Annotated in this window: 20 protein-coding genes; 17 read left to right on the forward strand and 3 right to left on the reverse strand. The window is 73.2% G+C overall.

The window, feature by feature from the left end:
- Nucleotides 1-53: 53 nt before the first annotated feature.
- From ACN28A_RS28270 to ACN28A_RS28300, 7 genes are all read left to right on the forward strand, one after another.
- A complete protein-coding gene (locus ACN28A_RS28270) occupies nt 54-434 on the forward strand; it encodes a hypothetical protein (protein WP_421400058.1) in 381 nt (126 codons plus the stop codon).
- Nucleotides 435-507: 73 nt separating this feature from the next.
- Nucleotides 508-1,518, forward strand: a complete 1,011-nt coding sequence (locus ACN28A_RS28275) for a WXG100 family type VII secretion target (protein WP_421400060.1) — start codon at nt 508-510, stop codon at nt 1,516-1,518.
- A gap of 472 nt (nt 1,519-1,990) precedes the next feature.
- Entirely contained in the window at nt 1,991-3,037 is a 1,047-nt protein-coding gene (locus ACN28A_RS28280) for a FecCD family ABC transporter permease (protein ID WP_421400063.1), read from the forward strand.
- Between the two features lie 56 nt (nt 3,038-3,093).
- On the forward strand, nt 3,094-4,248 hold the full coding sequence (locus ACN28A_RS28285; RefSeq protein WP_421400065.1) for a FecCD family ABC transporter permease: 1,155 nt from the start codon (nt 3,094-3,096) through the stop codon (nt 4,246-4,248).
- Nucleotides 4,249-5,064, forward strand: coding sequence for an ABC transporter ATP-binding protein (locus ACN28A_RS28290; protein WP_421400068.1), 816 nt, complete (start codon nt 4,249-4,251; stop codon nt 5,062-5,064).
- A complete protein-coding gene (locus ACN28A_RS28295) occupies nt 5,046-5,993 on the forward strand; it encodes an ABC transporter substrate-binding protein (RefSeq protein ID WP_421400071.1) in 948 nt (315 codons plus the stop codon). Before ACN28A_RS28290 ends, ACN28A_RS28295 begins: the two co-directional genes overlap by 19 nt.
- Nucleotides 5,994-6,006: 13 nt before the next feature.
- Nucleotides 6,007-6,657 carry a histone deacetylase gene (locus ACN28A_RS28300; protein ID WP_421400073.1) on the forward strand — a complete coding sequence of 217 codons (651 nt, stop codon included), beginning with the start codon at nt 6,007-6,009 and terminating at the stop codon, nt 6,655-6,657.
- On the opposite strand, the gene ACN28A_RS28305 is transcribed toward ACN28A_RS28300, so the two are convergent.
- Entirely contained in the window at nt 6,561-7,127 is a 567-nt protein-coding gene (locus ACN28A_RS28305; RefSeq protein WP_421400075.1) for a hypothetical protein, read from the reverse strand. The two genes, ACN28A_RS28300 and ACN28A_RS28305, sit on opposite strands and share 97 nt — an antisense overlap.
- A 142-nt stretch (nt 7,128-7,269) precedes the next feature.
- Between ACN28A_RS28305 and ACN28A_RS28310 the strand changes: the two genes are divergently transcribed.
- The 7 genes from ACN28A_RS28310 (at nt 7,270) to ACN28A_RS28340 (ending at nt 15,312) form a co-directional block, all read left to right on the forward strand.
- On the forward strand, nt 7,270-8,103 hold the full coding sequence (locus ACN28A_RS28310) for a hypothetical protein (protein WP_421400078.1): 834 nt from the start codon (nt 7,270-7,272) through the stop codon (nt 8,101-8,103).
- 77 nt (nt 8,104-8,180) lie between these two features.
- A complete protein-coding gene (locus ACN28A_RS28315; protein WP_421400080.1) occupies nt 8,181-8,639 on the forward strand; it encodes a YbaB/EbfC family nucleoid-associated protein in 459 nt (152 codons plus the stop codon).
- A gap of 265 nt (nt 8,640-8,904) precedes the next feature.
- Entirely contained in the window at nt 8,905-10,947 is a 2,043-nt protein-coding gene (locus ACN28A_RS28320; RefSeq protein ID WP_421400082.1) for a M6 family metalloprotease domain-containing protein, read from the forward strand.
- Nucleotides 10,948-11,028: 81 nt separating this feature from the next.
- The gene (locus ACN28A_RS28325; protein ID WP_421400084.1) at nt 11,029-11,484 is read left to right on the forward strand and encodes a hypothetical protein; all 456 of its coding nucleotides are present in this window, start codon (nt 11,029-11,031) and stop codon (nt 11,482-11,484) included.
- 67 nt (nt 11,485-11,551) lie between these two features.
- Entirely contained in the window at nt 11,552-12,148 is a 597-nt protein-coding gene (locus ACN28A_RS28330) for a TlpA family protein disulfide reductase (protein WP_421400086.1), read from the forward strand.
- A gap of 26 nt (nt 12,149-12,174) precedes the next feature.
- The gene (locus tag ACN28A_RS28335; RefSeq protein ID WP_421400089.1) at nt 12,175-13,722 is read left to right on the forward strand and encodes an aldehyde dehydrogenase (NADP(+)); all 1,548 of its coding nucleotides are present in this window, start codon (nt 12,175-12,177) and stop codon (nt 13,720-13,722) included.
- Nucleotides 13,723-13,929: 207 nt separating this feature from the next.
- Nucleotides 13,930-15,312, forward strand: a complete 1,383-nt coding sequence (locus ACN28A_RS28340) for a glycosyltransferase (protein WP_421400091.1) — start codon at nt 13,930-13,932, stop codon at nt 15,310-15,312.
- A 263-nt stretch (nt 15,313-15,575) separates the two neighbouring features.
- Here the strand turns inward: ACN28A_RS28340 and ACN28A_RS28345 are convergent, their stop codons facing one another.
- A complete protein-coding gene (locus ACN28A_RS28345; RefSeq protein WP_421400093.1) occupies nt 15,576-18,221 on the reverse strand; it encodes a beta strand repeat-containing protein in 2,646 nt (881 codons plus the stop codon).
- A gap of 236 nt (nt 18,222-18,457) precedes the next feature.
- Here ACN28A_RS28345 and ACN28A_RS28350 point away from each other — a divergent pair, with 236 nt between their 5' ends.
- From ACN28A_RS28350 to ACN28A_RS28360, 3 genes are all read left to right on the forward strand, one after another.
- A complete protein-coding gene (locus ACN28A_RS28350; protein ID WP_421400095.1) occupies nt 18,458-19,312 on the forward strand; it encodes a polysaccharide deacetylase family protein in 855 nt (284 codons plus the stop codon).
- Nucleotides 19,313-19,520: 208 nt separating this feature from the next.
- Nucleotides 19,521-20,414, forward strand: coding sequence for a TerC family protein (locus tag ACN28A_RS28355; RefSeq protein ID WP_421400097.1), 894 nt, complete (start codon nt 19,521-19,523; stop codon nt 20,412-20,414).
- 142 nt (nt 20,415-20,556) lie between these two features.
- On the forward strand, nt 20,557-20,931 hold the full coding sequence (locus ACN28A_RS28360) for a MerR family transcriptional regulator (RefSeq protein ID WP_421400100.1): 375 nt from the start codon (nt 20,557-20,559) through the stop codon (nt 20,929-20,931).
- 42 nt (nt 20,932-20,973) lie between these two features.
- Here ACN28A_RS28360 and ACN28A_RS28365 read toward each other — a convergent pair whose 3' ends face one another.
- The gene (locus tag ACN28A_RS28365; RefSeq protein ID WP_421400102.1) at nt 20,974-21,324 is read right to left on the reverse strand and encodes a histone-like nucleoid-structuring protein Lsr2; all 351 of its coding nucleotides are present in this window, start codon (nt 21,322-21,324) and stop codon (nt 20,974-20,976) included.
- Nucleotides 21,325-21,889: the final 565 nt, after the last annotated feature.

The raw sequence follows: 21,889 nt of genomic DNA on the forward strand, positions 1-21,889 counted from the left end.
CGCATCGTTGGCTACACTTGCCGTCACCCGGACTCGGCGCTTGGGAGGTTGCGATGGCCGCCGACGAGTTCGCCGTCAATCTCCTGTCACTGCGGGACTTCCAGCAGCGGCTCCAGCCCCGGATCGAGGCGGCGTACGCCGCGCTGACCGCGCTCACCACCGCGCCGGGCAGCGACCGGCCCGCGCTGGGCGGCTTCCACGACGCGCAGAAGACCGCCGACCGGCACCAGGACCTGCACGACGAGTACGTCGCCCGGCTGCGCCGGCTGGTCGCCGCGTTGACGGTGGCACAGGCGGCCACCGCCCGGATCATCGAGAGCTACCGGACCGTCGACGAACTCAGCGGCACGAACGCCCGACAGATCGCAGGCGCCCTCGGCGCGGTGAGTGAGGCTCTGCATGGTGGCCGACGCGACAAACCCTCCGCGACCTGACCCGCGCGGCACATCCGTCCCGGCGGCCGCCGCCGGCAACGACCGATCGTCCGGGGAGGTGCGGAGAGCTTCGATGGCCGACGAATACCACGAGCGCTACCGGCAGCAGAGCCACGAGGAGCTCTACCGGTTGCTGATGGCCGGAGTGCCGGCGCAGGTGGACGGCATCGCCGACACCTGGCACACCGTCGAGTCCCGAATCGGGGCGATCGCGACCGGGCTGCACGAGGACCTTGCCCGGGTGCTGCCCGGTTGGACCGGGCCGGGCAGTCGGGAGTTCCAGTACCGGCTCGGTCTGATCATCAGCTTCGCCGGGAGGCTGGCCGAGGAGGCGGCGGCGATGCGCGGCGGGCTCACCGTGATGTCCGGCTCGCTCGCCGAGGCGCAGCGCCAGGCGGAGGCGGATCGGCCGGAGCTGGCCCAGGCACGCTACGACGAGTTCTCCCCGGTGCTCGGGCACACCCTGTCCGAGGAGGAACGGGCCAAGGCGCGGGAACGGGTCGCGGCGCAGGTGGCCCGGCTCGCCGCCGACTACGCGGTCACCGACCACCGGAGCTGGCCGGCGACGATCCCGCTCGAACCCGGCGACCTGCCGGTGCTCGGCGGGATCGTCGACGACCTGCACCTGCCGGCGGCGGTCACGGTGCCCGAGCCACCGCCGCTGCCCGGCGAAGCGCCGACGGTCGGCACCGCACTGGCCGGTGCCGGCGCGTTCGGCGAGGCACCCGGCGGTGCCGCCCTCGCCGCCGTACCGCCGGCCGCGTCCGCAGCCGGCCAGCCCGGCAGCGCGCTGAGCGGGGCGGGACCGGCCCTGGCCGGCGTCGGCAACCACCTGATCACCCGGGCCGGAGGTGCCGAGGGCCGTCCCGGCCCCGGGGCCGGGACCGCCGGTGCGGGGGCCGCGGGCGCGGTGCCGATGACCGGCGCCGCCGGTGCGGCCGGCCTCACCGGCCGGCCCGCCGACGGTTACCCGGTCACCGATCCGCGGTTGGCTGGCGAGCCGACGGCGTGGTCCGGCGACGGCGGTCCGCAGTGGAGCGACGAGATGGACGCGCCGCCGCCGGTGCTCGGCCAGGGGGACTGACCGGCCCGGCTGCCACCGGACCGGGCATGCCCTGCTGCCCAACCGGATGCTCGTCATGGCGCCGGCGCTTCCGCCGCGGGTTCTGCCGGGACACCTCGACGAAGAGCGACACCTCGACGAAGAGCATGGCCGGTCCGGCGGCGTAGCAGGTGAGGTGCCGGTGGTCCGGGGGAGCGCTGTCGCCTCGTGGTTCACCTGTCCCTGCGAATGGGTCCAGGAAGACTGTAGACGGCCTCGGCCTGCGGCCCGCTTCCGCCCGCCGAGCCCACCAGTTCCGAGTCGGCACCGGCCCGCACGGTCAGTGAATTCCGCATGACGGCGCGTGCATGGTGGGCGGCTGGTGCCGCCTGGAACGTGTCGCGGCTGACGGAGGCGCAGGTCGTGGCGGTGAGATCCGTCATCCCGGTTAGGTGCGGCACAGCCCGGATCGTAAGGTTAGCCGAACCTAATACGAGAGGTGCGAGGGAAGATCGTGACGACGGTAGCGGCCGGGGTGACCAGGCCGGAGACCCGGCCAGCCCGTCGGGTCGGCCGGCGCGTCGCGGTCATCGGCACGGCGGTCGCACTGCTGGTGCTGGCGGTGCTGGCCAGCCTCGCACTCGGCAGCAGGTCGCTCGCACCCGCCCAGGTCTGGGCCGCGCTCGTCGCACCGGACGGCGGCGAGGCGAGCACGATCGTCCGGGAACTGCGGGTGCCGCGTACCCTGCTCGGCCTGGTCGTCGGCCCCGCCCTGGCCCTGGCCGGGGTACTGCTCCAGGCGCTGACCCGCAACCCGCTGGCCGAACCCCGGATCCTCGGGATCAGCGCCGGGGCGTCACTCGGCGTGGTACTCGCGATCGCGGTGTTCGGGATCGGGACCCTCGCCGGGTACGTCTGGTTCGGAGTCGTCGGCGCTCTCCTCGCCGGCCTGCTCGTCTTCGGCATCGCCAACCGGGCCCGGGAGGGGGCCAGCCCGGTCACCCTGGCCCTGGTCGGCGTCGCCCTGGACGCGAGCATCGGCGCGACGGTCATCGCGCTGCTGACCGTCGACGCCCGCACCTTCGAGGAGTACCGGTTCTGGGTGGTCGGCGGGTTGACCGGTCGGGACGTCGCAGTCGCCGGCCAGGTCGCCCCGTTCGTGCTGGCCGGCGTCCTGCTGGCCGGCTTCGCCGCGCGCGGCCTGGACGCGCTCGCCCTCGGTGACGACGTCGCCCGGGGGCTCGGTCACCGGGTCGGACTGGTCCGGCTCGCCGGAGGGGCCGGCGCGGTCCTGTTGGTCGGGGCGGCGGTCACGGCGGCCGGGCCGATCGCGTTCGTCGGTCTCGCCGTCCCGCACCTGGCCCGCGCCCTGGTCGGTGCCGACCACCGCTGGACCCTGGCGGTCGCGGCGCTGCTCGGGCCGGCGCTGCTGCTCGCCGCCGACGTCATCGGCCGGCTGGTCGCGCCGCCCGGGGAGGTACCGGCCGGCATCGTCACCGCCCTCGTCGGAGCGCCGCTGCTGGCCCTGCTGATCCGCCGGGCCCGGGTGGTGACCGCGTGACCGCCCGCGACCAACCGGGTGGGGGCGTGACCGCCCGCGACCAACCGGGTGACCGCGTGACCGCCCGCGACCAACCGGGTGGGGGCGTGGCCGCTGCCGGCCAACCGGGTGGTGACGTGGCCGCTGCCGGCCGACTCGGTGCCCGCCTGACCGCCCGGAGCCAGCCGCCGGTGGCGGCGGCGGTGCCGGCCGGGCGGGCCCGGATCCGGCTCGGTCCCGCCCGGGTGGTCGTGCGGCACCGGCCGCTGCTGGTCGGCGGGGTGCTCGCCGTCCTGCTCGCCGCCGCCGTGGTGCTGGCGCTCTCCCTCGGCACCCCGTACGTCGCTCCGCAGGACGTGCTCGCCTCGCTGGCCGGCGCCGGTACCCGGTACGACCTCGTCGTCCTCGACCTGCGGCTGCCCCGGGTGGTCCTGGCGGCGGCGGTCGGTGCGGTCTTCGGGATCGCCGGGACGCTGATCCAGAGCGTCGCCCGCAACCCGCTGGCCAGCCCCGACGTGATCGGCGTCAGCCAGGGCGCCGGACTCGCCGCCACCGTGGCACTGACCAGCGGCGCGAGCGCGGTGCTGATCGCCCCGGCCGCGCTCGCCGGTGGCCTGCTGGCGGCGGTCGCGGTGCTGTTGCTCGGGCTGCGGCACGGGCTGGCGGCGCAGCGGTTCGTGCTGGCCGGCGTCGCCGTCGCGGTGGCGCTGCGGGCACTGACCGAGGTGGTGATGCTCGCGGCGGATCCGATCGACGGGATCCGGGCGCAGCTCTGGCTGGTCGGCACCCTGGCCGGCAAGGGCTGGCAGGAGACCGGCTACCTCGGCGCGACCCTGCTGGTGTTGCTGCCGGTGCTGCTCTGGGCCGGCTGGGCCCTGCACGGCAGCGCACTCGACGACGACACCGCACGCGGCATCGGCCTGCGCCCGGTCGCCCGCCGGATCGGCCTGGCCGCCACCGGGGTACTGGCCGCCGCGATGGTCACCGCCCAGGTCGGCGCCGTGGACTTCGTCGCCCTGGTCGCCCCGCAACTGGCCCGCCGGCTGGTTCGGGCCGAACGGCCGCCGCTGCTCTGCGCCGCCCTGGTCGGCGCCCTGCTGGTGGTCCTCGCCGACCTGGCCGCCCGCCGGCTCTTCGCACCCATCCAGCTTCCGGCCGGGGTCCTCACCGCCGCCCTCGGCGGCCCCTACCTGATCTACCTGTTGCTCCGTGGCCGACGGAAGGTGTCCTAGATGCTCTCCACACGCGACCTGGCGGTCGGGTACGAGGACCGGACGGTGATCGACGGCCTCGACCTGGAGCTGCCCGCCGACGCGTTCACCGTGATCGTCGGGCCGAACGCCTGCGGAAAGTCGACCCTGCTGCGGACCATGGCCCGGCTGCTCACCCCACGCCGGGGCACCGTACTGCTCGACGGGGCGGCGATCCGGGAGCTGCCGACCCGCGCCGTCGCCCGCCGGCTGGGCGTACTCCCGCAGAGCCCGCTGGTGCCCGAGGGGGTGACCGTGGCCGACCTGGTCGGGCGCGGGCGGCAGCCGTACCAGCGGTGGTGGCGGCAGTGGTCGCCGGAGGACGAGGTGGCGGTCCGGGAGGCGATGGCGTTGGCCGACGTCTCGGCGCTGGCCGAACGCCCCGTCGACACCCTCTCCGGCGGGCAGCGGCAGCGGGTCTGGATCGCCATGACGCTGGCCCAGGACACCGAGGCGCTGCTGCTGGACGAGCCGACCACCTTCCTCGACCTGGCCCACCAGGTGGAGGTGCTGGACCTGCTGCACCGGCTGCGTGCCGAGCGCGGCCGGACCGTCGTCGCCGTCCTGCACGACCTCAACCAGGCCGCCCGGTACGCCGACCACCTGATCGCGATGCGCGACGGCGCGGTCGTGGCGGCCGGGCCGCCCCGGCAGATGCTCACCGCGGACCTGGTCCGCGACGTGTTCGGGCTCGACTGTGTCGTCGTGCCCTGCCCGGTGACCGGGGCGCCACTCGTCGTCCCGGCGCTCGGCACGCTTCCGCTGAAGAAAGGTACGTCATGCGCCGCACCGTCATAACCCTGCTCGCCGTCGCCGCCCTCGGCGCCGGCCTGACCGGCTGCACCAGCAGCGACCCGGTGGTCGCGGAGGACGCCGGGGCGGGGACCCGGACCGTCGCACACGCCATGGGCAGCACCGAGGTGCCGGCCCGGCCGAACCGGGTGGTGGTGCTCGACACCGACAAGTTCGACACCGCCCTCTCCCTCGGCGTCGTGCCGGTCGGCGCCGCCCGGACCGAGGTCGGCGCCTGGCCGTCGTACTTCGGAGCGGAGAAGGTCGCCGGGATCGAGCCGGTGGGGCTGCTCGCCGAGCCGGACCTGGAGGCGATCACCGCGTTGCGGCCGGACCTGATCCTCGGCAGCAAGTTCCGGCAGGAGAAGTTCTACGACGAGCTCTCCGCGATCGCACCCACCGTCTTCACCGAGAAGGTCGGCATCACCTGGAAGGAGAACTTCCTGCTCGACGGCAAGGCGCTCGGCAGGGAGCAGGAGGCCAAAGACCTGATGGCCGGCTACGAGAAGCGGGCCGAGGAACTCGGCGCCAGGCTCGGCGACGCCGCCGCCCGGAAGATCTCCATCGTCCGGTTCATGCCCACCGAGATCCGGATCTACGGTCCGGACTCCTTCTCCGGCCTCGTCCTCGGTGACGTCGGGGTGGGCCGGCCGGAGCGGCAGCTGCTGGCGGCCAAGGAGGACAAGCGGTTCGACAAGGTCAGCCCGGAACGGATCCCGGAGGTCGACGGCGACATCATCTTCGTCACGGCGTACGGCGAGAAGGCCGCCGCCGAGCAGGCGAAGGTGACCGGCGGCAGCCTCTGGAAGAACCTCTCGGCGGTCCGGGCCGGCAAGGCGTACGTGGTCGCCGACGAGACCTGGATGACCGGGATCGGCGTCACCGCCGCCGGCAGGATCCTGGACGACCTGGAGAAGTACGTCCCGGCGGCCTGACCCGCCCGCCCCGATGGCCGGCCCCGACCCGGTCTGGTACGCGGCGTACGGGTCGAACATGGACGCCGACCGGTTCGGCTGCTACCTGGCCGGTGGCCGGCCGGTCGGCGGGCTCCGGGACCACCCCGGCTGCCGGAACAGCACCCCACCGCGGCAGGACCGCCCGGTCCTGCTGCCCGGCGGCCTCTACTTCGCGCTCGAGTCGCGAACCTGGACCGGCGGGATGGCCTTCTACGATCCGGAGCTGCCCGGGATGGTGGCGGCCCGGGCGTACCTGCTCGGCGCCGACCAGTTCGCGGACGTGGCCGCGCAGGAGATGCACCGGGTACCGGGCGCTCCGCTGGACCTGATCGGCGCGGCGGTCGCCATCGGGCGGGTCAGCACCGGTCCGGGCCGCTACGAGACGGTGGTCTGCGCCGGAATCCTGGACGGGCATCCGGTGCTCACCCTGACCGCGCCGTGGCGGGCCGGGGACGTACCCCCGAATCCGCCGGCACCGGCGTATCTGGCGACCATCGCCCGTGGGCTGCGGGCCAGTCACGGCTGGACCGACGCCCGGATCGCCGACTACCTGGCAGGCTCCTCGTCCGGCTCGGCGGCGTCGGCCGCGGCGGCGGTCAGCCCGGACATCGCGATCGTACGGAGGCCGCCCGGAGCGCCGTAATACCACAGGTGGCCGGGCGGCGGGGCCGGCAACGTGCCCCGGATCAGGTCGGCCAGGGCCTGACCGAGTTCCGCGACCGGTCCGGTCGCCGCCGGCCGGTCACCTCGAAAGATCACCGTCTTGTCGTCGAGGACCCGCCAGCCGGCGGCCTCGACGGCGGTGAACGTCCGCCGGTCGCCTATCCGGGCGGCAGCATCCGCCAGCAACCCGGCGAACTCCTCGCGCTGCGCGGCGTCGAGCCCGAGGGCGAGGTCGAGAAAGAAGTCGCCGACCACCGCCTGGACCCGCAGCCCGGCCACCCGGTCGGCCCACCAGTCGGGTCGCCGGTCCGGTGGCCGTCCCTCGACGTCCCGGATGAGCTGGGCGAGCAACAGGGAGAGGGCGGCGTCGGACGCCCAGATCTCCCGACGGGGGTCCGGGCGCTTCGGGGTGTGGCCGCCGTAACAGCCGACCGATCTGGTACTGCTCATCACCGGATCGTGCCCAACTCACACCGGGGTCCGCGACACCGTTTCCACCGCCGGGCGGCCGTTTCCACGCCGGGCGACCGCCGACCCGGACCCCGCCGGTGCCGAACGGTTCCGGTCACACCTCACCGGCATGATGTCCGGCATGCCGTCGCACGCCGATCTCACCTTGGCCGCCTGGTCGGGACTCTCCGACGAGGCCGCCGCCCGCACCGCCGCCGCCATCGCCCGCGACATCGGCGGCACCGTCGCGGGCGTGACCCCGCACGGGTACGCCGGCCGGTCCGGCCGGGCCGGGTTCTTCGACCGCGAGGGCATCCGTTACGCCCTGGTGCCGGGCGGCACCGTGCGGCTCGGGCACGACGCCGGCCGGTTCGTCCCCTCCGCCCGGCAGATCGCCGACTTCGCCGAGGCCGCCGAGGAGTATGCGCTCACCGGTCCGGTCGACAGGTTCGTCGCCGAGGTCACCTCGCCGCCTCGCCAGGTCTGCCTGCCGGCCCGGCTCGTCGCGGTGCGGTCCGTCGACGCCGGGGAGCTGCTGGCGGTCGACGACGAGTCCGATCCCGACGACGACGGGGACCAGGACCACGCCTGGCTGACGGCCGGACTCGCCCGCCTCGGCCTGCGTCCCCCGACCCCCGACGAGTGGGAGTACGCGTGCGGCGCCGGGGCGACCAGCCTGTTCCGCTGGGGCGACGAGTATCCCGAGGGCGAGCCCTACGGCGACGTCCCGCTGATCCGGGAGCCGAACCTCTTCGGTCTGGTCATCGGCGACGACCCCTACCGGGCCGAGTTCACCACCGAGCCGGCCGTGCTCTGCGGCGGTGACGGCGGCACGGCGATCTGCGGCGGCTACGGGGCATTCCTGAGCTGGCTCACCCTCGCCACCGCCTACCGGGACGCGTACCTGGCCGAGGCGGTCCACGACGGAGACCTCGCCGGGGAGACCCCGGTGCGGCCGGTGCTGGAGATCCCCTGACCGGGCAACGGGAAACCGTCGGCGCCGGGCAACCGGGAGACGCCTGCGCCGGGCAGACTGGGACCGGGGGTGACGCGGTGGCCGCAGCGGATGCCGGCAGGTGGGAGAGCGGTGCGGAGATCGACGCGGCGCAGCGCCGGGTCGAGGCCTGGCAGGAGTCCTTCGCCGACCGGGCGGAGCGGGCCGCCGAGCTGTCCCGCCGGCTCGCCGGGATACGGGTGACGGTCCGCGGCGCCGACGGGCTGGTCGAGGCGACGCTCGACCCGGCCGGGGCGCTGGTCGGACTGCGGCTGGACGAGCGGACCCGACAACAGCCCGTCGACCGGGTGGCCGAGGAGATCCTGGCCACCGTCCGGGCGGCCCGGGTGGAACTGCTGCGCCAGGTGACCGAGGCGACGGTGGAGTTGCTCGGCGCCGACGACCCGGGCGGTCAGGCAGTCCTCAACTCCTACGGCGGCGGCCGGCTGACGGCACCGTACGGCGGCCCTCCGGGCGCCGGTCCGGGTCCGCAACCGGGCGGTGCTGCGGGTCCCTAGGCGGAGGGCTTCAGATCCGATTGGCGGGAAGCTTCCAGAACCGACCTCCGCCCCGGCCCGACCATCGCGTGTGGAGTGTCGGGCGGTCCGGGCGGTCGGGATCCGGCAGGTGCGGGAAGCGACCGGTGTTGCCTGGCGGCATCAGTCGGGTGACGGCGCGGGCCGCGTGGCATAGATTCGCGTCGGCGTGATCATGGATGATCGACGTCGGGAGTGCCGGACGAACCCCCGACCGGCGTCCCGAGGCAGCACGAGAGGTGACTGGATGCACCTACTGTCCGCCAGACCACGGGCGTGGCGGTCGGCGCTGGCCGCGACGCTCGCGGCAGCGCTGGTCGCCGGCGCCGCCAGCACGCCGGCCACCGCCGCACGGGGCAACCCGGCCGGTGGCAACGGCCCGTTCGACGTACTCGACCCGCAGTCCTGGGTGAACCCGGACGGCATGAGCTGGGACGACTACGTCACACCGCCGAGCACGAACTGGGCCGACCCGGGCGTCGCCGGCTCGGTCCGCAACTTCAGAATCGCCCTGGTCACCCTCGACTATCCGGACCAGCCGTTCGTGGTGACCCAGCGGCCCCGGTCGACGGTCTTCGGCAACCCCCAGTCGACGGCCGCGAACATCCCGCGCGACCAGGTGGCGACCTTCTACACCGACTTCCTGAACCGGCCGAACGACCTCAACCGCGGCCACACGCTGCACGAGTACTGGATGCAGGACTCCAACGGCCGGTACGGGGTGGACCTGACCGGGTTCGGCCCGTACGAGATGCCGGCGAAGTCCTACCAGTACGGCATCGACAACGGCTTCAACCCCGGTGCCTGCCCCTCCGGCGAGCAGTGTGCCCAGAACATCCGCACCGACGGGCTGGGCGCCTGGCGGGCGGCGGTCGGCGACGAGGTGGCCGACTCGTACGAGCTGGTCTTCATCCTCTCCGCCGGGCAGGACGAGTCGTCCACCTGGCAGGAGTTCGGCCAGATGATGTTCCAGACCAAGGAGGACGTGCCGGACGCCTGGGGCCCGCCGGACCCGAACCTGCCCAATTACGCCCGCACCCGGTACGTCGAGTGGACCTCCTGGAAGGCGGCCTCGACCATCTGGCCGAACGCCGGGGGCGGCTCCTCGACCCAGGCCGAGAGTTCCGGCATGGGCGTGTACGCGCACGAGCTGAGCCATCTGCTCAGCATCGGCGACAACTACAACAACCCGTACGGCGTGCCGCTGCGGCGGGCGTACACCGGCATCTGGAGCATGATGTCGCGCGGCTCGTTCAACGGGCCGGGCGGACCGCACACCCGGTGGCAGATCCCGCCGGTGAACGGCGGCTCGATGGGTTCGCTGCACACCGTCCGCGACAAAATCAAGATCGGTCTACTCGGCGAGGAGCACCTGCTGCGGCTGGACCGGGAGGCGCTGGCCACCTCCGGCATGGTGGTGGCGACGGTGACCGCCCGGGCGGTGGACGCCGGCCCGAAGGGGCTCACCGGGATCAACATCGCGATGAACCGGGACCGGTCACCGGCCTGCGACACCGGCACCGACCCGCTCTGCGACGGCGGCAACTTCAACAACTACACGGTCGAGGTCGTGGACCGGATGGGTGCGGACTCGTTCACCCCGGACAGCGGGGTGCTGCTGTCGAAGACGAAGAACGCCGACAGCGCCCCCTTCGTCTGGGTGGTCGACGCCAACCCGCAGGACATCGACATGATCGACTTCTACCGGCCGGACGGCACCCCGCAGAAGATCACCATGGGGGACTACCGGCAGCTCTCCGACGCGCTGTTCCACGCCGGCACCCGCTCCGGCAGCGAGTACGAGTACGTGGACGAGGCCAACCGGCTGCACTTCTACGTACTCGACCTGAAGCGCAACGGTGACGGCGTGCTGTCGTACACGGTGGCGGTGCGCTCGCTCGACGGCGCCGGACCGAGCAGTCACGGCGTGGCGCTGTCGAACGGTGAGGTGACCACCGCGACCCGGCCGACCACCCGGGGCGTGACCTGCTCGTTCACCCTGACCAACACCGGCGCGTACGCGGCCGGCGGCCAGGCGCACCCGGAGAACGTCACCGCCTACCTGAAGTCCGACGTCTACCGCCTCTCCGCCACGGTCAACGGAAAGGGCTGGCGGGTCGAGTTGCCGAACGCGCTGGCCACGGCCGGGTTCGGCAGGTCCGACACGGTCCGGGTCTCGGTCGGGGCGACCCCGTCGGCCACCCAGACCGGCGTCGTCAGGCTCACCGCCACCTCCGAGAGCGACCCGACCAGGACCGTGACCAAGCAGTGCCGGGTCCAGAAGTCCTGACGCACCCGGCGGGACGCCCGGGGGAAGGCGCGCAGTGCGCCGCTCCCCGGGCGGCTCGCCGCCAACCCTCGGGGAGGGAAGATGCGACGCGGCGAGCTACCGGGGACGTTGCCACTGTCACTGCCACGGCTGGCACTACCGCTGCTGCTGCTCGCGTCGCTGGCCGGCTGCGGCGGCGAGGAGCCGCGGGCCGAGCTGACCGTCCGGGTGCTGGTCCGGGACATCAACATCAGGCCCGAGGGTGTCGAGTGCGCCGGCACCGGGCCGTACACGTACTTCCACAACCGGGCGGCGTACCGGGTGGTGGACGGCGACGGCGAGACGCTGGCCGAGGGCGCGCTGCCGCCGGGGAAGTCGGTCCGGACCTTCGCCGAGGATCTGGAGGTGTCCCGCATCCCGACGTTCTGCGAGTTCGCCGTACCGGTGACGCTGGCCGACCGGAAGGCGTACCGCCTGATCGTGGACGACCGCCGGCCGATCGAGTTGACCCGGGACGACAGCGAGGGACCCGCGCTGGTCGCGGTGGTGCCGTCGTGACCTGCCGACTCGGCCCGTCCGGAACCGCCGCGTCCCGGTGCGGCTCGTCGCGGGTGGGTGGTCGCCGGTGACCCGCCGGCAGCGGCTCGCCGTGCTGGTCGGGCTGGTGATGACCGCCACGGTGGTCCTGGCCGGCTGCACCGGGGACGGCGGCGACCGCGAGCCGGCCACGCCGACGGCCGGCGGCGCCGCCGTACTGCCCGGCCCGGCGCCGGCCGACCTCGCGCTGCGTCCCGCGCCGACCGACCTGCCGGGCGCCCCGAAGGCAACCGGTACGCTCACCGACGGCAGTCCGCTCGCGCTGGCGGACCTGTGGGCCGACCGGCCGGTGGTGCTGACCTTCTTCACCTCCTGGTGCAACACCTGCGCCGCCCGGCAGGACGGCCTCAGCCAGCTCGCCCGTGCGCTGCGTGACCGGGTGGTCTTCGTCGGCGTGGCCGGCGACGACGATCCGGACGCCCTCCAGGAGTACCTTCGCGGGCACCGGGTGGAGTATCCGGTACTCGTCGACGTCGACCAGCGCGTCGCGCGCGCGTACGCGGTCCGGGAACCTCCGGCGGTGGTCGTCGTCGCCAAGGGCGGCACGCTGCTGCGCGGCTGGCCCGGCGGGCTGGAGGCGACCGCCCTGGACAGCACGCTGCGCACACTCGTACTCGCCCCGTGACCACCACTGGACCGACGGAGACTGGGATGAACACCGACCAGCCGATGAACCCCTACACCGGTACGCCGAACGGCGAAGCGGTGCCGCACACCGGTAGCGACGGACTCGACGCGGTCTGCCGGGTGGTGGCCGCCGCCGCTCCGGCGTACGCGGCGCTGCCGCTGACCACCCGGGCGGAGCTGCTCCGCCGGATCGGTGCCGCGCTGGAGGGTTCCCGGGACGAGATCGTCGCGCTCGGCGACGCCGAGACCGGCCTCGGTACGCCCCGGCTGCACACCGAACTGACCCGTACCCGGGTGCAGTTGGAGATGTTCGCCGACGCCGTCGCGGAGGGGTCCTTCCTGGAGGCGGTCATCGACCTTCCGGACCCCGAGGCCCAGCCGGCGCCCCGGCCGGACCTGCGCCGGATGCTGGTCCCGGTCGGCCCGGTGGCGGTCTACGCGGCATCGAACTTCCCGCTCGCCTTCTCGGTGCCGGGCGGCGACACCGCCAGCGCGCTCGCCGCCGGCTGCCCGGTGGTGGTGAAGGCACATCCCGGTCACCCCGGGCTCTCCGACCTGTGCGGTTCACTTGTCACCAGCGCGCTTGCCGAGGGGGGCGCCCCGGTCGGCACCTTCGCGGTGGTCCGGGGGATGGCGGCCGGCCGGGAGCTGATCACCCATCCGGCGATCGCGGCCGGCGCCTTCACCGGCTCCGCCGCTGGCGGTCGGGCGCTGGCCGACCTGGCCGCCGGCCGCCCCGACCCGATCCCGTTCTACGGTGAACTCGGCTCGCTGAACCCGACCGTGGTCACTCCGGCCGCGCTGGCGGCCCGGGGCAACGCGATCGCCGAGGCGTTCGTCGGCTCGGTCACCATGGGCTCGGGCCAGTTCTGCACCAAGCCCGGCCTGCTCTTCCTGCCCGCCGGGCACCAGCTCGACGGGGTACTCGGCAAGGCGGTCGGGGAGGCGTCGCTCGGCCCGCTGCTGAACTCCCGGATCCGCGACGCGTACCAGGAGGGCGCCGCCGCGCTGGCCGCGGTGCCCGGGGTACGCACGGTGGTGCCACCCGCCCCGGTGGCGGAGCCGGGCTTCCGGGCCGGTGCACAACTGCTGGCGGTCTCCGCAGGTGATCTGGTCCGGCACGCCGAACGGCTGCTCGAGGAGTGCTTCGGCCCGGCCGCCCTGCTGGTCGAGTACGCCGACGAGGCGGAACTGCTGGCGGCGCTCGCCGTGGTCCCGGGCGCGCTGACCGCCACCGTGCACGGCGAGGAAGGCGACGAGGTGGCGGCCCGGGTGGTGGAGCTGGCGGCCGGGCGGGCCGGTCGGGTGATCTGGAACGGCTGGCCGACCGGGGTGGCGGTGACCTGGGCGATGCAGCACGGCGGGCCGTGGCCGGCGACCACCGGCTCGTTGCACACCTCGGTCGGGGTCACCGCGGTACGCCGCTTCCTGCGCCCCGTCGCCTACCAGGGGATGCCCGACGAGCTGCTGCCGGCGGCCCTGCGCGCCGGCAACCCGCTGGGTATCCCGCGCCGGGTGAACGGCGAACTCTCCCTGCCGTCGCGAGACGGGGACCTCTCGCTGCCGTCGTGAGACGGGGACCTCTCGCTCCCGTCGTGACTGTGGAGGGTGCCGAGGAGTGACCGCTGGGCATCCGATTCAGCAGATTTGCCCGATTCTTGCGGTTTAAGCTTGACTGAGACGTGCGTCGGGGCCCTGGCGCACCGCCAGACGACACCGCAGCAGGAAGGCCGACGTGCTGACCACCCACCTGCAACCGATCCGCGCGACGGGGCGGCCGTGAGCCACCCGGCCGTCTCGGTGCTGTTGGTCAGTTGGAACGCCCGGGAGCAGACGCGTCGCTGCCTGGACGCGCTCCGCGACGCCAGCGGCGACGCCCTGCCGGTGGAGGTGGTGGTCGTCGACAACGCCTCGACGGACGGATCCGCCGAGATGCTCGCGGCCGATCCCCTGGTACGGCTGATCCGCAACCGGTGCAACGTCGGTTACGCGGCGGCGGTGAACCAGGCGTACCGGCAGGCCGCCGGTGAGCTGATCCTGTTGCTCACCGGCGCCGTCCGGATCCGCCCCGGCGCGCTGGACGTCATGGCCGGCTTCCTCCGCGACCGGCCCGACGTCGCCGGGGTCGGCCCGCTGCTGTTCGACCCGGACGGGACGATCCGGCAGCCGGACCTCCCGCTGCCGGGCTTTCGCTCCGTCCTCGGAGCCGGCGCCCCGTCGCTGCGCCGGCTTCCGGGACTCCGGGCGACGCGTCACCGGCTCCCGCCGGGCGACGACGCCCTGGCCGGGCCACGTCAACTGGCCTCCGGCGACTGCCTGCTGCTCCGCCGCGAGGTGCTTGCGCCGGAGTGGGTCCTCGACGAGCGCTTCCCGGTCCACGGGCACGGCCTGATGCTGGCCCGCTCGCTGCGGGACGCCGGGCACCGGCTCTGGACGGTCCCGCAGGCGCTCGCCACCCGCGACCCGGGTGCCTCCGGCCGGCTGCTCGGCACCTCGTCGGGTGCCCGGCACCGCGTCGGCGGACTGGTCCGCTACCTGCGACTGACCGAGCCCCGGTACCGACTGGCGGTGTTCCGGCTCGTGGTGCTGGCGGAACATCTCGCAAACCGGATCGGCCGCCGCCGGACGGACATCAGACCGCGCGACCTCGTGGCGGCACTCCGGGGCGACGTCGGCGCGCTCCCCGAGGGCGACGTGCGCCCATGGTCGGTACTCTCCGGCGAGGGTCAGTGTGCTGCCGAGCACTACTTCCGGATCGTCACCGGGGAACGCGTGGACGACCGGCGGATCCTGCTGGTGCACCGGCCGCGCCGGCTGCGCGGACGGCGACTGCGGGTGGAGTTCGACGGCTCCTCGATCTGGCAGGCCACACCACCGGCCCTGCTCTCCTTCGGCTGGCGGTGGTGGCCGGTCCGTTGGGTCAACGGCTGGTTCGCCGCGGCCGAGGTGCGACGCTGGCTGCACGAGCAGCCCGGATTCCGGGCGCTGCGGCTCGACGACACCAGCCGCTACCTGGCCGGCCGGATCGACGAGGACGAGGTCGTGGCCGCGACGCCGCCACGGTTCCGACCGCTCTCCACCGGCCGGTACGCCCCGCTCGGTGCGGCGGACCCACTCCCGGACCCCGGTCCGGCACCCGCGCTACCCACCCCGACCAGCTGAAAGCCGCCCCACCCGAGCACCCCGAACTGCCGGGCACGCTCAGCTCATGAGGCTGCTGCCGGGCACGCTCAGCTCGTGAGGCTGCCGCCCGCACGTCAGCACCTGAGTTGCCCCCGGAACGAGCCCCAGAGCGGGGTCCAGCGGTCGGTAACCGCTGCGGGCCGGCGCGGCACGACGCGCGGCGCGGGCCCCGGGATGGTTGGTCCCGAGGCCCGCGCCACGGCCACGGCCGCGCCCGCGCCCGCTTCCGCTTCCGCTTCCGTTCAGCCGACCGGCTCACCGGCGCGGCGTCGGCGGGTGCACAGCAGTAGGACGATCCCGAGCGCCGTCGCCGCCGCGCTGAACCCGATCAGCGGGCGTACCGGATCACCGGTGACCGGCAGTGGTGGCACCCCGACGTACCGGAAGAAGAGCGTGTTGGAGACGCCGCCCGGTGTGCCGACGGTGATCGCGGTGTTCCCGGGCGGGCAGGCCGGGGCCCGGAACGTCAGCGAGGTGCCGTCCTGGCCGACGGTGACCTCGCCCGCCGGGATGGTACGACCGCAGATCGTCACGGTGGTCTGCCCCGGCACGAAGCCGCTACCGCCGACCGTCACGACCGTGCCACCCGAGGTCGGCCCCTGACCGGGATCGACCGTGTCGATGATCGGCGCCACCGCCTGGTAGTCGAATCCGTCCTCGGCGACGGCGTCGGCGCCGGGCAGCAGCACCGCGACGTCGACCGTGCCCGGCGTGCCGGGCGGGGTGGTGACGGTGACCGAGGTGCCGTCCGGGGCGACCACCAGGTCGGTGCCGGGGTTGCCGCCGAAGTCGACTCCGGTGGCGCCGGTGAATCCGGTGCCGGTGATCGTCACGCGGGTGCCGCCGGTGCTCGGCCCGGCCGGCGGGGAGACCGACGTGATCGTCGGTCCGATGTAGCCGAAGGTGCCGCCCGCGGCGGTGCCGGCCGGGAAGACCAGGCTGACGTCGGCCGGGCCGGCGGCGTTCGGCGGGGTGACGACGGTGATCGTCGTACCGGCCGGGTTGACGGTGAAGCCGGTGCCCGCGACGCCGTCGAAGGTGACTCCGGTGGCGCCGGTGAATCCGGTGCCGGTGATCGTGACGGTGGTGCCGCCACTGGTCGGACCGGAGGTCGGGTCGAGCCCGGTCACCACGGCGTCGCTGCCGTCGGCCAGGTAGGTGTAGTCGAGTGGTGCGGCCGAGCCGCCGGGGGTGGTGACGACCACGTCGGCCGGGCCGGTCGGGTTCGCCGGGGTGACGGCGGTGAGGGTGGTGCCGCCGGGGGCCACGGTGACGTCGGTGGCGGGTACTCCGTCGAAGGTGACGGTGGTCTGGTCGGGTACGAAGCCGGTGCCGGTGATGGTGACGGTCTGGCCGCCGGACTGCGGTCCGGAGTCCGGGTCGACCGCCGACGCGGTCGGTGCGGCCGCCTGGTAGGTGAAGCCACCGGGCGCCGCGGCGTCGGCGCCGGGTATCAGCACGAGGACGTCGGCGGGTCCGGGCAGGCCGGGCGGGGTGGTGACGGTGAGCGAGGTGCCGCTCGGGTCGACCACCAGGTCGGTGCCGGGGTTGTCGTCGAAGGTGACTCCGGTGGCGTCGGTGAATCCGGTGCCGGTGATCGTCACGCGGGTGCCGCCGGTGCTCGGGCCGGTCTCCGGCACTATCGAGGTGATCGTCGGTGCGATGTAGCTGAAGGTCGGCGCGGTGACCCGACCGGCCGGGAAGACCACCTCGACCAGGGCCGGACCTGCCGGGTTCGGCGGGGTGACGACGGTGATCGTCGTACCGGCCGGGTCGATGGTGAAGTCGGTGCTGGGCAGCCCGTTGAAGTCGACCGCGATGGCGCCGGTCAGGCCGGTGCCGGTGATGGTGACGGTGGTGCCGCCGCTGGTGGGGCCGGAGGGCGGGGTCAGCCCGGTGAAGGTGGCGTCGCTGCCGTCGGCCAGGTAGGTGTAGTCGAGTGGTGCGGCCGAGCCGCCGGGGGTGGTGACGACCACGTCGGCCGGGCCGGTCGGGTTCGCCGGGGTGACGGCGGTGAGGGTGGTGCCGCCGGGGGCCACGGTGACGTCGGTGGCGGGTACTCCGTCGAAGGTGACGGTGGTCTGGTCGGGTACGAAGCCGGTGCCGGTGATGGTGACGGTCTGGCCGCCGGACTGCGGTCCGGAGTCCGGGTCGATGGCGGTGCTGGTCGGCGGCGCTGGTGCCAGCGGGCGTTCGCAGGTCGCCCGGGCCACGACCACCGTGCCGACCGGGATGGTCACCTGTTCACCGGCCACGGTCCCGGTCAGGGTGAGGGCGGCCAGGATGGCGCTCGCCGCCGCGCCGTCCGCGGTGGTGGTCTCGGTACGCGTCAACGTCGCGTTCAGCGCCGCGTCGAGCAGTCCCGGTACGGCGACGGCCGTGCTGCCCTGCACGCCGGGACCGTTCGCGGTCAGCACCACCGTCTGACCGAAGAGGAGGATCTCGGTGAGCGTCGTCTCGGCGGTCTGCGCCCCGGTCAGCGGGCAGGTTACCGCGGCGGTCGCTTCGGGCGCCTCGATCACGTCGATGCCGAGCACTGTCAGGTTCAGGGCGGTGACGGCGGAGAACGCGGAGGATTCGGTCGCCCCACGGGTGGCGGTGACCTCCTCCACGGTGCCCGAGGCGGTGACCCCGGTCGCTCCGGTCAGGGAGATGTCCACCAGGGTGGAGGTGTCGGTGCCGCCACCGGCTGGCGCGACCGCGCTGCCGATCACGGCGTCGGCGTCGATCACCACGAGACCGCCGACGGTGGCCGAGAGGTCGACCTCCAACCCTCGGGCGCTGGCGGAACCGGGTTGGGCCAGCGCCGGTGACTGCAGGTGCAGTACGGCACCGGCGGCGACCAGCGTCACCGCCAGGATGGACAGCTTTCTCCGAATGGATGTCACGTTTCCCCCGTGGAAGTTTCAGGCGGCAGTGGGCGGAAGGCGGCTGGGCACACGCGTCCTTCCATCCGCAGAACGACCCAAACTAGGACAGGTTACGCGAATCTACACGGAAAGTATTTGCAAGATGACGCTGCGTTAGCGATCTTTGCTCGTCTTGGCGGCGGGCGACGATCTCGGTATCTGGTCAAATCCGATAATCGACCCTTTAGTTATCAAACATACATAAAATCGCCGGCATGTCGAGACCCTGGATCACGATCGTCGCCGTACTGGGTGTGGGCGGAATCGTCGCCGGCTCCTACCTGCTCGTCGACACCGTCACGGAGTCGCGCGCCCTGCGGCAGTCGACAGCGGTCGTCGCCCCGACCGCGACCGGATCCGCTCCGCCCGGACCCACCCCGACCGTCCGGGCCGGCGATCCGGGCGACCGTGCGGCATCGGAGCTCGTCCGGCGGCTCGGGCCCGAGCGCGGTGGACCGTTCGGAGCGAGGATCACCAGTGGGTCGGCCCAGGTGGCACTCACCTTCGACGACGGTCCGGACCCCCGCTACACGCCGCAGGTTCTCGCGCTGCTGCGACGGCAACAGGTCAGGGCCACCTTCTGCGTGGTCGGGGTCAACGTCCGGGCTCATCCGGAACTGGTCCGGGCGATCGCCGACGACGGCCACACCCTCTGCAACCACTCCTGGTCGCACGACGTACGCCTCGGCCGTCGGTCCCCGGCCGCCATCATGGCGGACCTGACGCGTACGAACCGGGCTATCCAGGCCGCCGTACCGGGGGCCGAGATCGGGTACTTCCGACAGCCGGGCGGTGCGTGGACCCGGGCGGTGGTCACGGTGGCCGGGCGGCTCGGCATGACGTCACTGCACTGGGCGGTGGATCCGCGGGACTGGACCCGGCCCGCCAGCGGCACCATCAGCCGGGTCGTGACCTCCGGTGTGCGGCCCGGCTCGATCGTGCTGCTGCACGACGCCGGCGGCGACCGGCGGGAGACCGTGAAGGCGCTGCACCCGATGGTGACCAGCCTCCGTCAGCGCTTCTCGCTGAGCGCACTGCCGACCGGCAACGGCCCCGCCGTGGCCCCCTGACCCGGCGGCGCCGTGCCGAGGTCCGGCGCCGGCTCGGCGGCAACGGTGGTCGCCGGCGGTCCGGCGGGGCCCTCTCAGGCCACGCCCGACGTACCCCGGTGTGCCGGCATCCGGTCGTGGCCGGCCCGCCCTCACCATCACGTGAGGCTGTATGGTTCTCGGATCTGGCTGGCGGGCCCCGCCGGCCCGCCGAGACGTCGAGGGTGACATGGAGTTCTTGAGCAGTCCCGAGCTGTGGGTGGCGTTCGCGACGCTGCTGCTGCTGGAGGTCGTGCTGGGCATCGACAACGTGGTGTTCATCTCGATCTTGGCCGGCCGGCTGCCGGAGCATCAGCAGGCGCGGGCCCGCACCATCGGGTTGTCGCTGGCCCTGGTGACCCGGCTGTTGCTGCTGGCGTCGCTCTCCTGGGTGATCGGCCTGACCGCGCCGCTGTTCACGGTCGTCGGTCAGGAGATCTCCGGTCGCGACCTGATCCTGCTACTGGGCGGGTTGTTCCTGCTGGGCAAGGCGACCTACGAGATACACGAGCATCTGGAAGGCGCCGAGCACGGCAAGTCGGCCCGGGCCACGTCGTCGTTCGCGGCGGTGATCGCGCAGATCCTCGTCCTCGACATCGTCTTCTCGCTGGATTCCGTGATCACCGCGGTCGGCATGGTGGACCAGTTGTTCATCATGGTGGCGGCGGTCGTGGTGGCGATGGTGATCATGCTGGTCTCGGCGGGTGCCGTGAGCCGCTTCGTCAACACCCACCCGACGGTGAAGATGCTGGCCCTGTCGTTCCTGCTGCTCATCGGCGCCAGCCTGATCGCCGAGGGCTTCGACCAGCACATCCCGAAGGGCTACGTGTACGGCCCGATCGCGTTCTCCATCTTCGTGGAGTTCCTCAACCTGCGGGTCCGGGCCCGCCAGCAGCGCAGCGCGGCACAGCGCGGCGCGACGCAGCCCGTGCACCTGCACCCCACCTACGTGAAGTCACCCTCGACCGAGGCAGATGCCCAGACCGGGACCGATACGCGGACCCGGACGGAGGCAGGTGCCCCGGCCGAGGCAGGTGCCCGGGCCGAGGCCGCGACCGGGAAGTCCGGCACCCCGGCCGACTGAGCGGCGTGCCCGTGCCGCCGGTCGGTCATCCGACCGGCGGCACACGCCCGCGGCCGTACCGTCCGGCCGCTGTAAAGTTCCGGCGGAAGGGGACGAGGCACGGAGGTGGACCGTCGACCAGACTCTGTTGCGGATCGGTGAGGTGGCGGCTCAGGCCGGTGTCTCCCCGCGTACCGTCGACTTCTACACCAGCCTCGATCTCATCGCCCCGGCCGCCCGCTCCGGCGGAAACTACCGGCTCTACCCGCCCGAGGTGGTCGAGCGGATCGCGACGATCCGGGCGCTGGAGGCGCACGGTGTGTCGTTGCAGGAGATCGCGGCGGCCCTGCGCCGACCGGTAGCCGACGACCTCGACGCCCGGCTCGACCAGCTCGACAACGCCCTGCACGCTCTCCAGGCGGCCGCCCGGCACAGCGACGAGCACGCCAACGGGCTGCTCACCGCGATCACCACCCGGGCGCACGCACTCATCGCGACCGCGCTGGACCTGACCGCCGGGCTGCCGCCACCCGGCTGAGCGCATCGTTTCTCGCGCCGCCTCCACCCGTCGGAACCGGACTCACCGACCGGTCGTCGCGTGGTACTCGTCGACTATCTCCTGCGGAATACGTCCACGGTCCGATATTCCCCGGCCGGACTCCTTGGCCCAGGCCCGGATGGCCTTGTTCTGCTCCCGGTTTCCGGTCGCACCGCCCCTGCTCCGGGCCGGGCGGCCGCCGACCGCCGCCCCGCCCCGACCGAGGCGCTGGCCGGATGCCGTGTAGGGCGCGAAGGCGTCCCGCAACTTGCCAGCGTTCTTCGCGGAAAGGTCGATTTCGTACTGCACACCGTCGAGGGAAAACCTGACGGTTTCGTCGGCGTCGCCGCCGTCCAGGTCATCGACCAACTTGTGGATTACTTGCTTGGCCACGCCCCGACTCCTCCCGTTGGCTGGTCTCTGTGCCGGACTTTACCCCGCACCGCCTGCATAGAACCAAGCGAGTGTTCGCACCAGGCGGAAAAAACTGACCGGGTAGTCAGTTCCGCAAACGGTACGAGCGACCGTGCCGCAGCCTGCGCAAATGCGGTTGCCGGGTGTCGCCGGTCCGGACGACATGCTGAACTTCCTGCCCAGAGCCCGGGTCGTCGGGATTGTCGAGCCGGTGTCGCCGGCGAAGGTGGCGGGGCGGCGGGAATAGCATGATCATATTTGCCGCGATGATCGGACTGGTCCGCCGCTCCTGTGCTGTGCCACGCGCCGTGAAGCGCGCTGCCGGTGTTGATTGTGGACGGAAAGCGGCCGTGATAGCTTACGGTCCGGCACAGCGCAGGACCCGCGGCTCGCACCGACGAGTGCGTGATTTCGGGTATTGAAGTCGGTGCTCAGACGGGGCGAGCAGAGCAATGGCGACCGACGCTGCCAGGTGCGGCGACCAATGGGGCCGCGGATGCGGGCAGCCGGGCGCACCGGCGTCCACCGGCAAAGTCAGCCGCTG

Origin of the sequence: Plantactinospora sp. WMMB782 (assembly GCF_049179135.1) — a bacterium.
In the GTDB taxonomy this organism is placed as follows: Bacteria; Actinomycetota; Actinomycetes; order Mycobacteriales; family Micromonosporaceae; genus Plantactinospora.

Coding starts and splice junctions, on each gene's coding strand:
- ACN28A_RS28270 (WP_421400058.1), top strand. CDS start 54: ATGGCCGCCGACGAGTTCGCCGTCAATCTCCTGTCACTGCGGGACTTC.
- ACN28A_RS28275 (WP_421400060.1), top strand. CDS start 508: ATGGCCGACGAATACCACGAGCGCTACCGGCAGCAGAGCCACGAGGAG.
- ACN28A_RS28290 (WP_421400068.1), top strand. CDS start 4,249: ATGCTCTCCACACGCGACCTGGCGGTCGGGTACGAGGACCGGACGGTG.
- ACN28A_RS28295 (WP_421400071.1), top strand. CDS start 5,046: ATGCGCCGCACCGTCATAACCCTGCTCGCCGTCGCCGCCCTCGGCGCC.
- ACN28A_RS28300 (WP_421400073.1), top strand. CDS start 6,007: ATGGCCGGCCCCGACCCGGTCTGGTACGCGGCGTACGGGTCGAACATG.
- ACN28A_RS28305 (WP_421400075.1), bottom strand. CDS start 7,127: ATGAGCAGTACCAGATCGGTCGGCTGTTACGGCGGCCACACCCCGAAG.
- ACN28A_RS28310 (WP_421400078.1), top strand. CDS start 7,270: ATGCCGTCGCACGCCGATCTCACCTTGGCCGCCTGGTCGGGACTCTCC.
- ACN28A_RS28320 (WP_421400082.1), top strand. CDS start 8,905: ATGCACCTACTGTCCGCCAGACCACGGGCGTGGCGGTCGGCGCTGGCC.
- ACN28A_RS28325 (WP_421400084.1), top strand. CDS start 11,029: ATGCGACGCGGCGAGCTACCGGGGACGTTGCCACTGTCACTGCCACGG.
- ACN28A_RS28335 (WP_421400089.1), top strand. CDS start 12,175: ATGAACACCGACCAGCCGATGAACCCCTACACCGGTACGCCGAACGGC.
- ACN28A_RS28350 (WP_421400095.1), top strand. CDS start 18,458: ATGTCGAGACCCTGGATCACGATCGTCGCCGTACTGGGTGTGGGCGGA.
- ACN28A_RS28355 (WP_421400097.1), top strand. CDS start 19,521: ATGGAGTTCTTGAGCAGTCCCGAGCTGTGGGTGGCGTTCGCGACGCTG.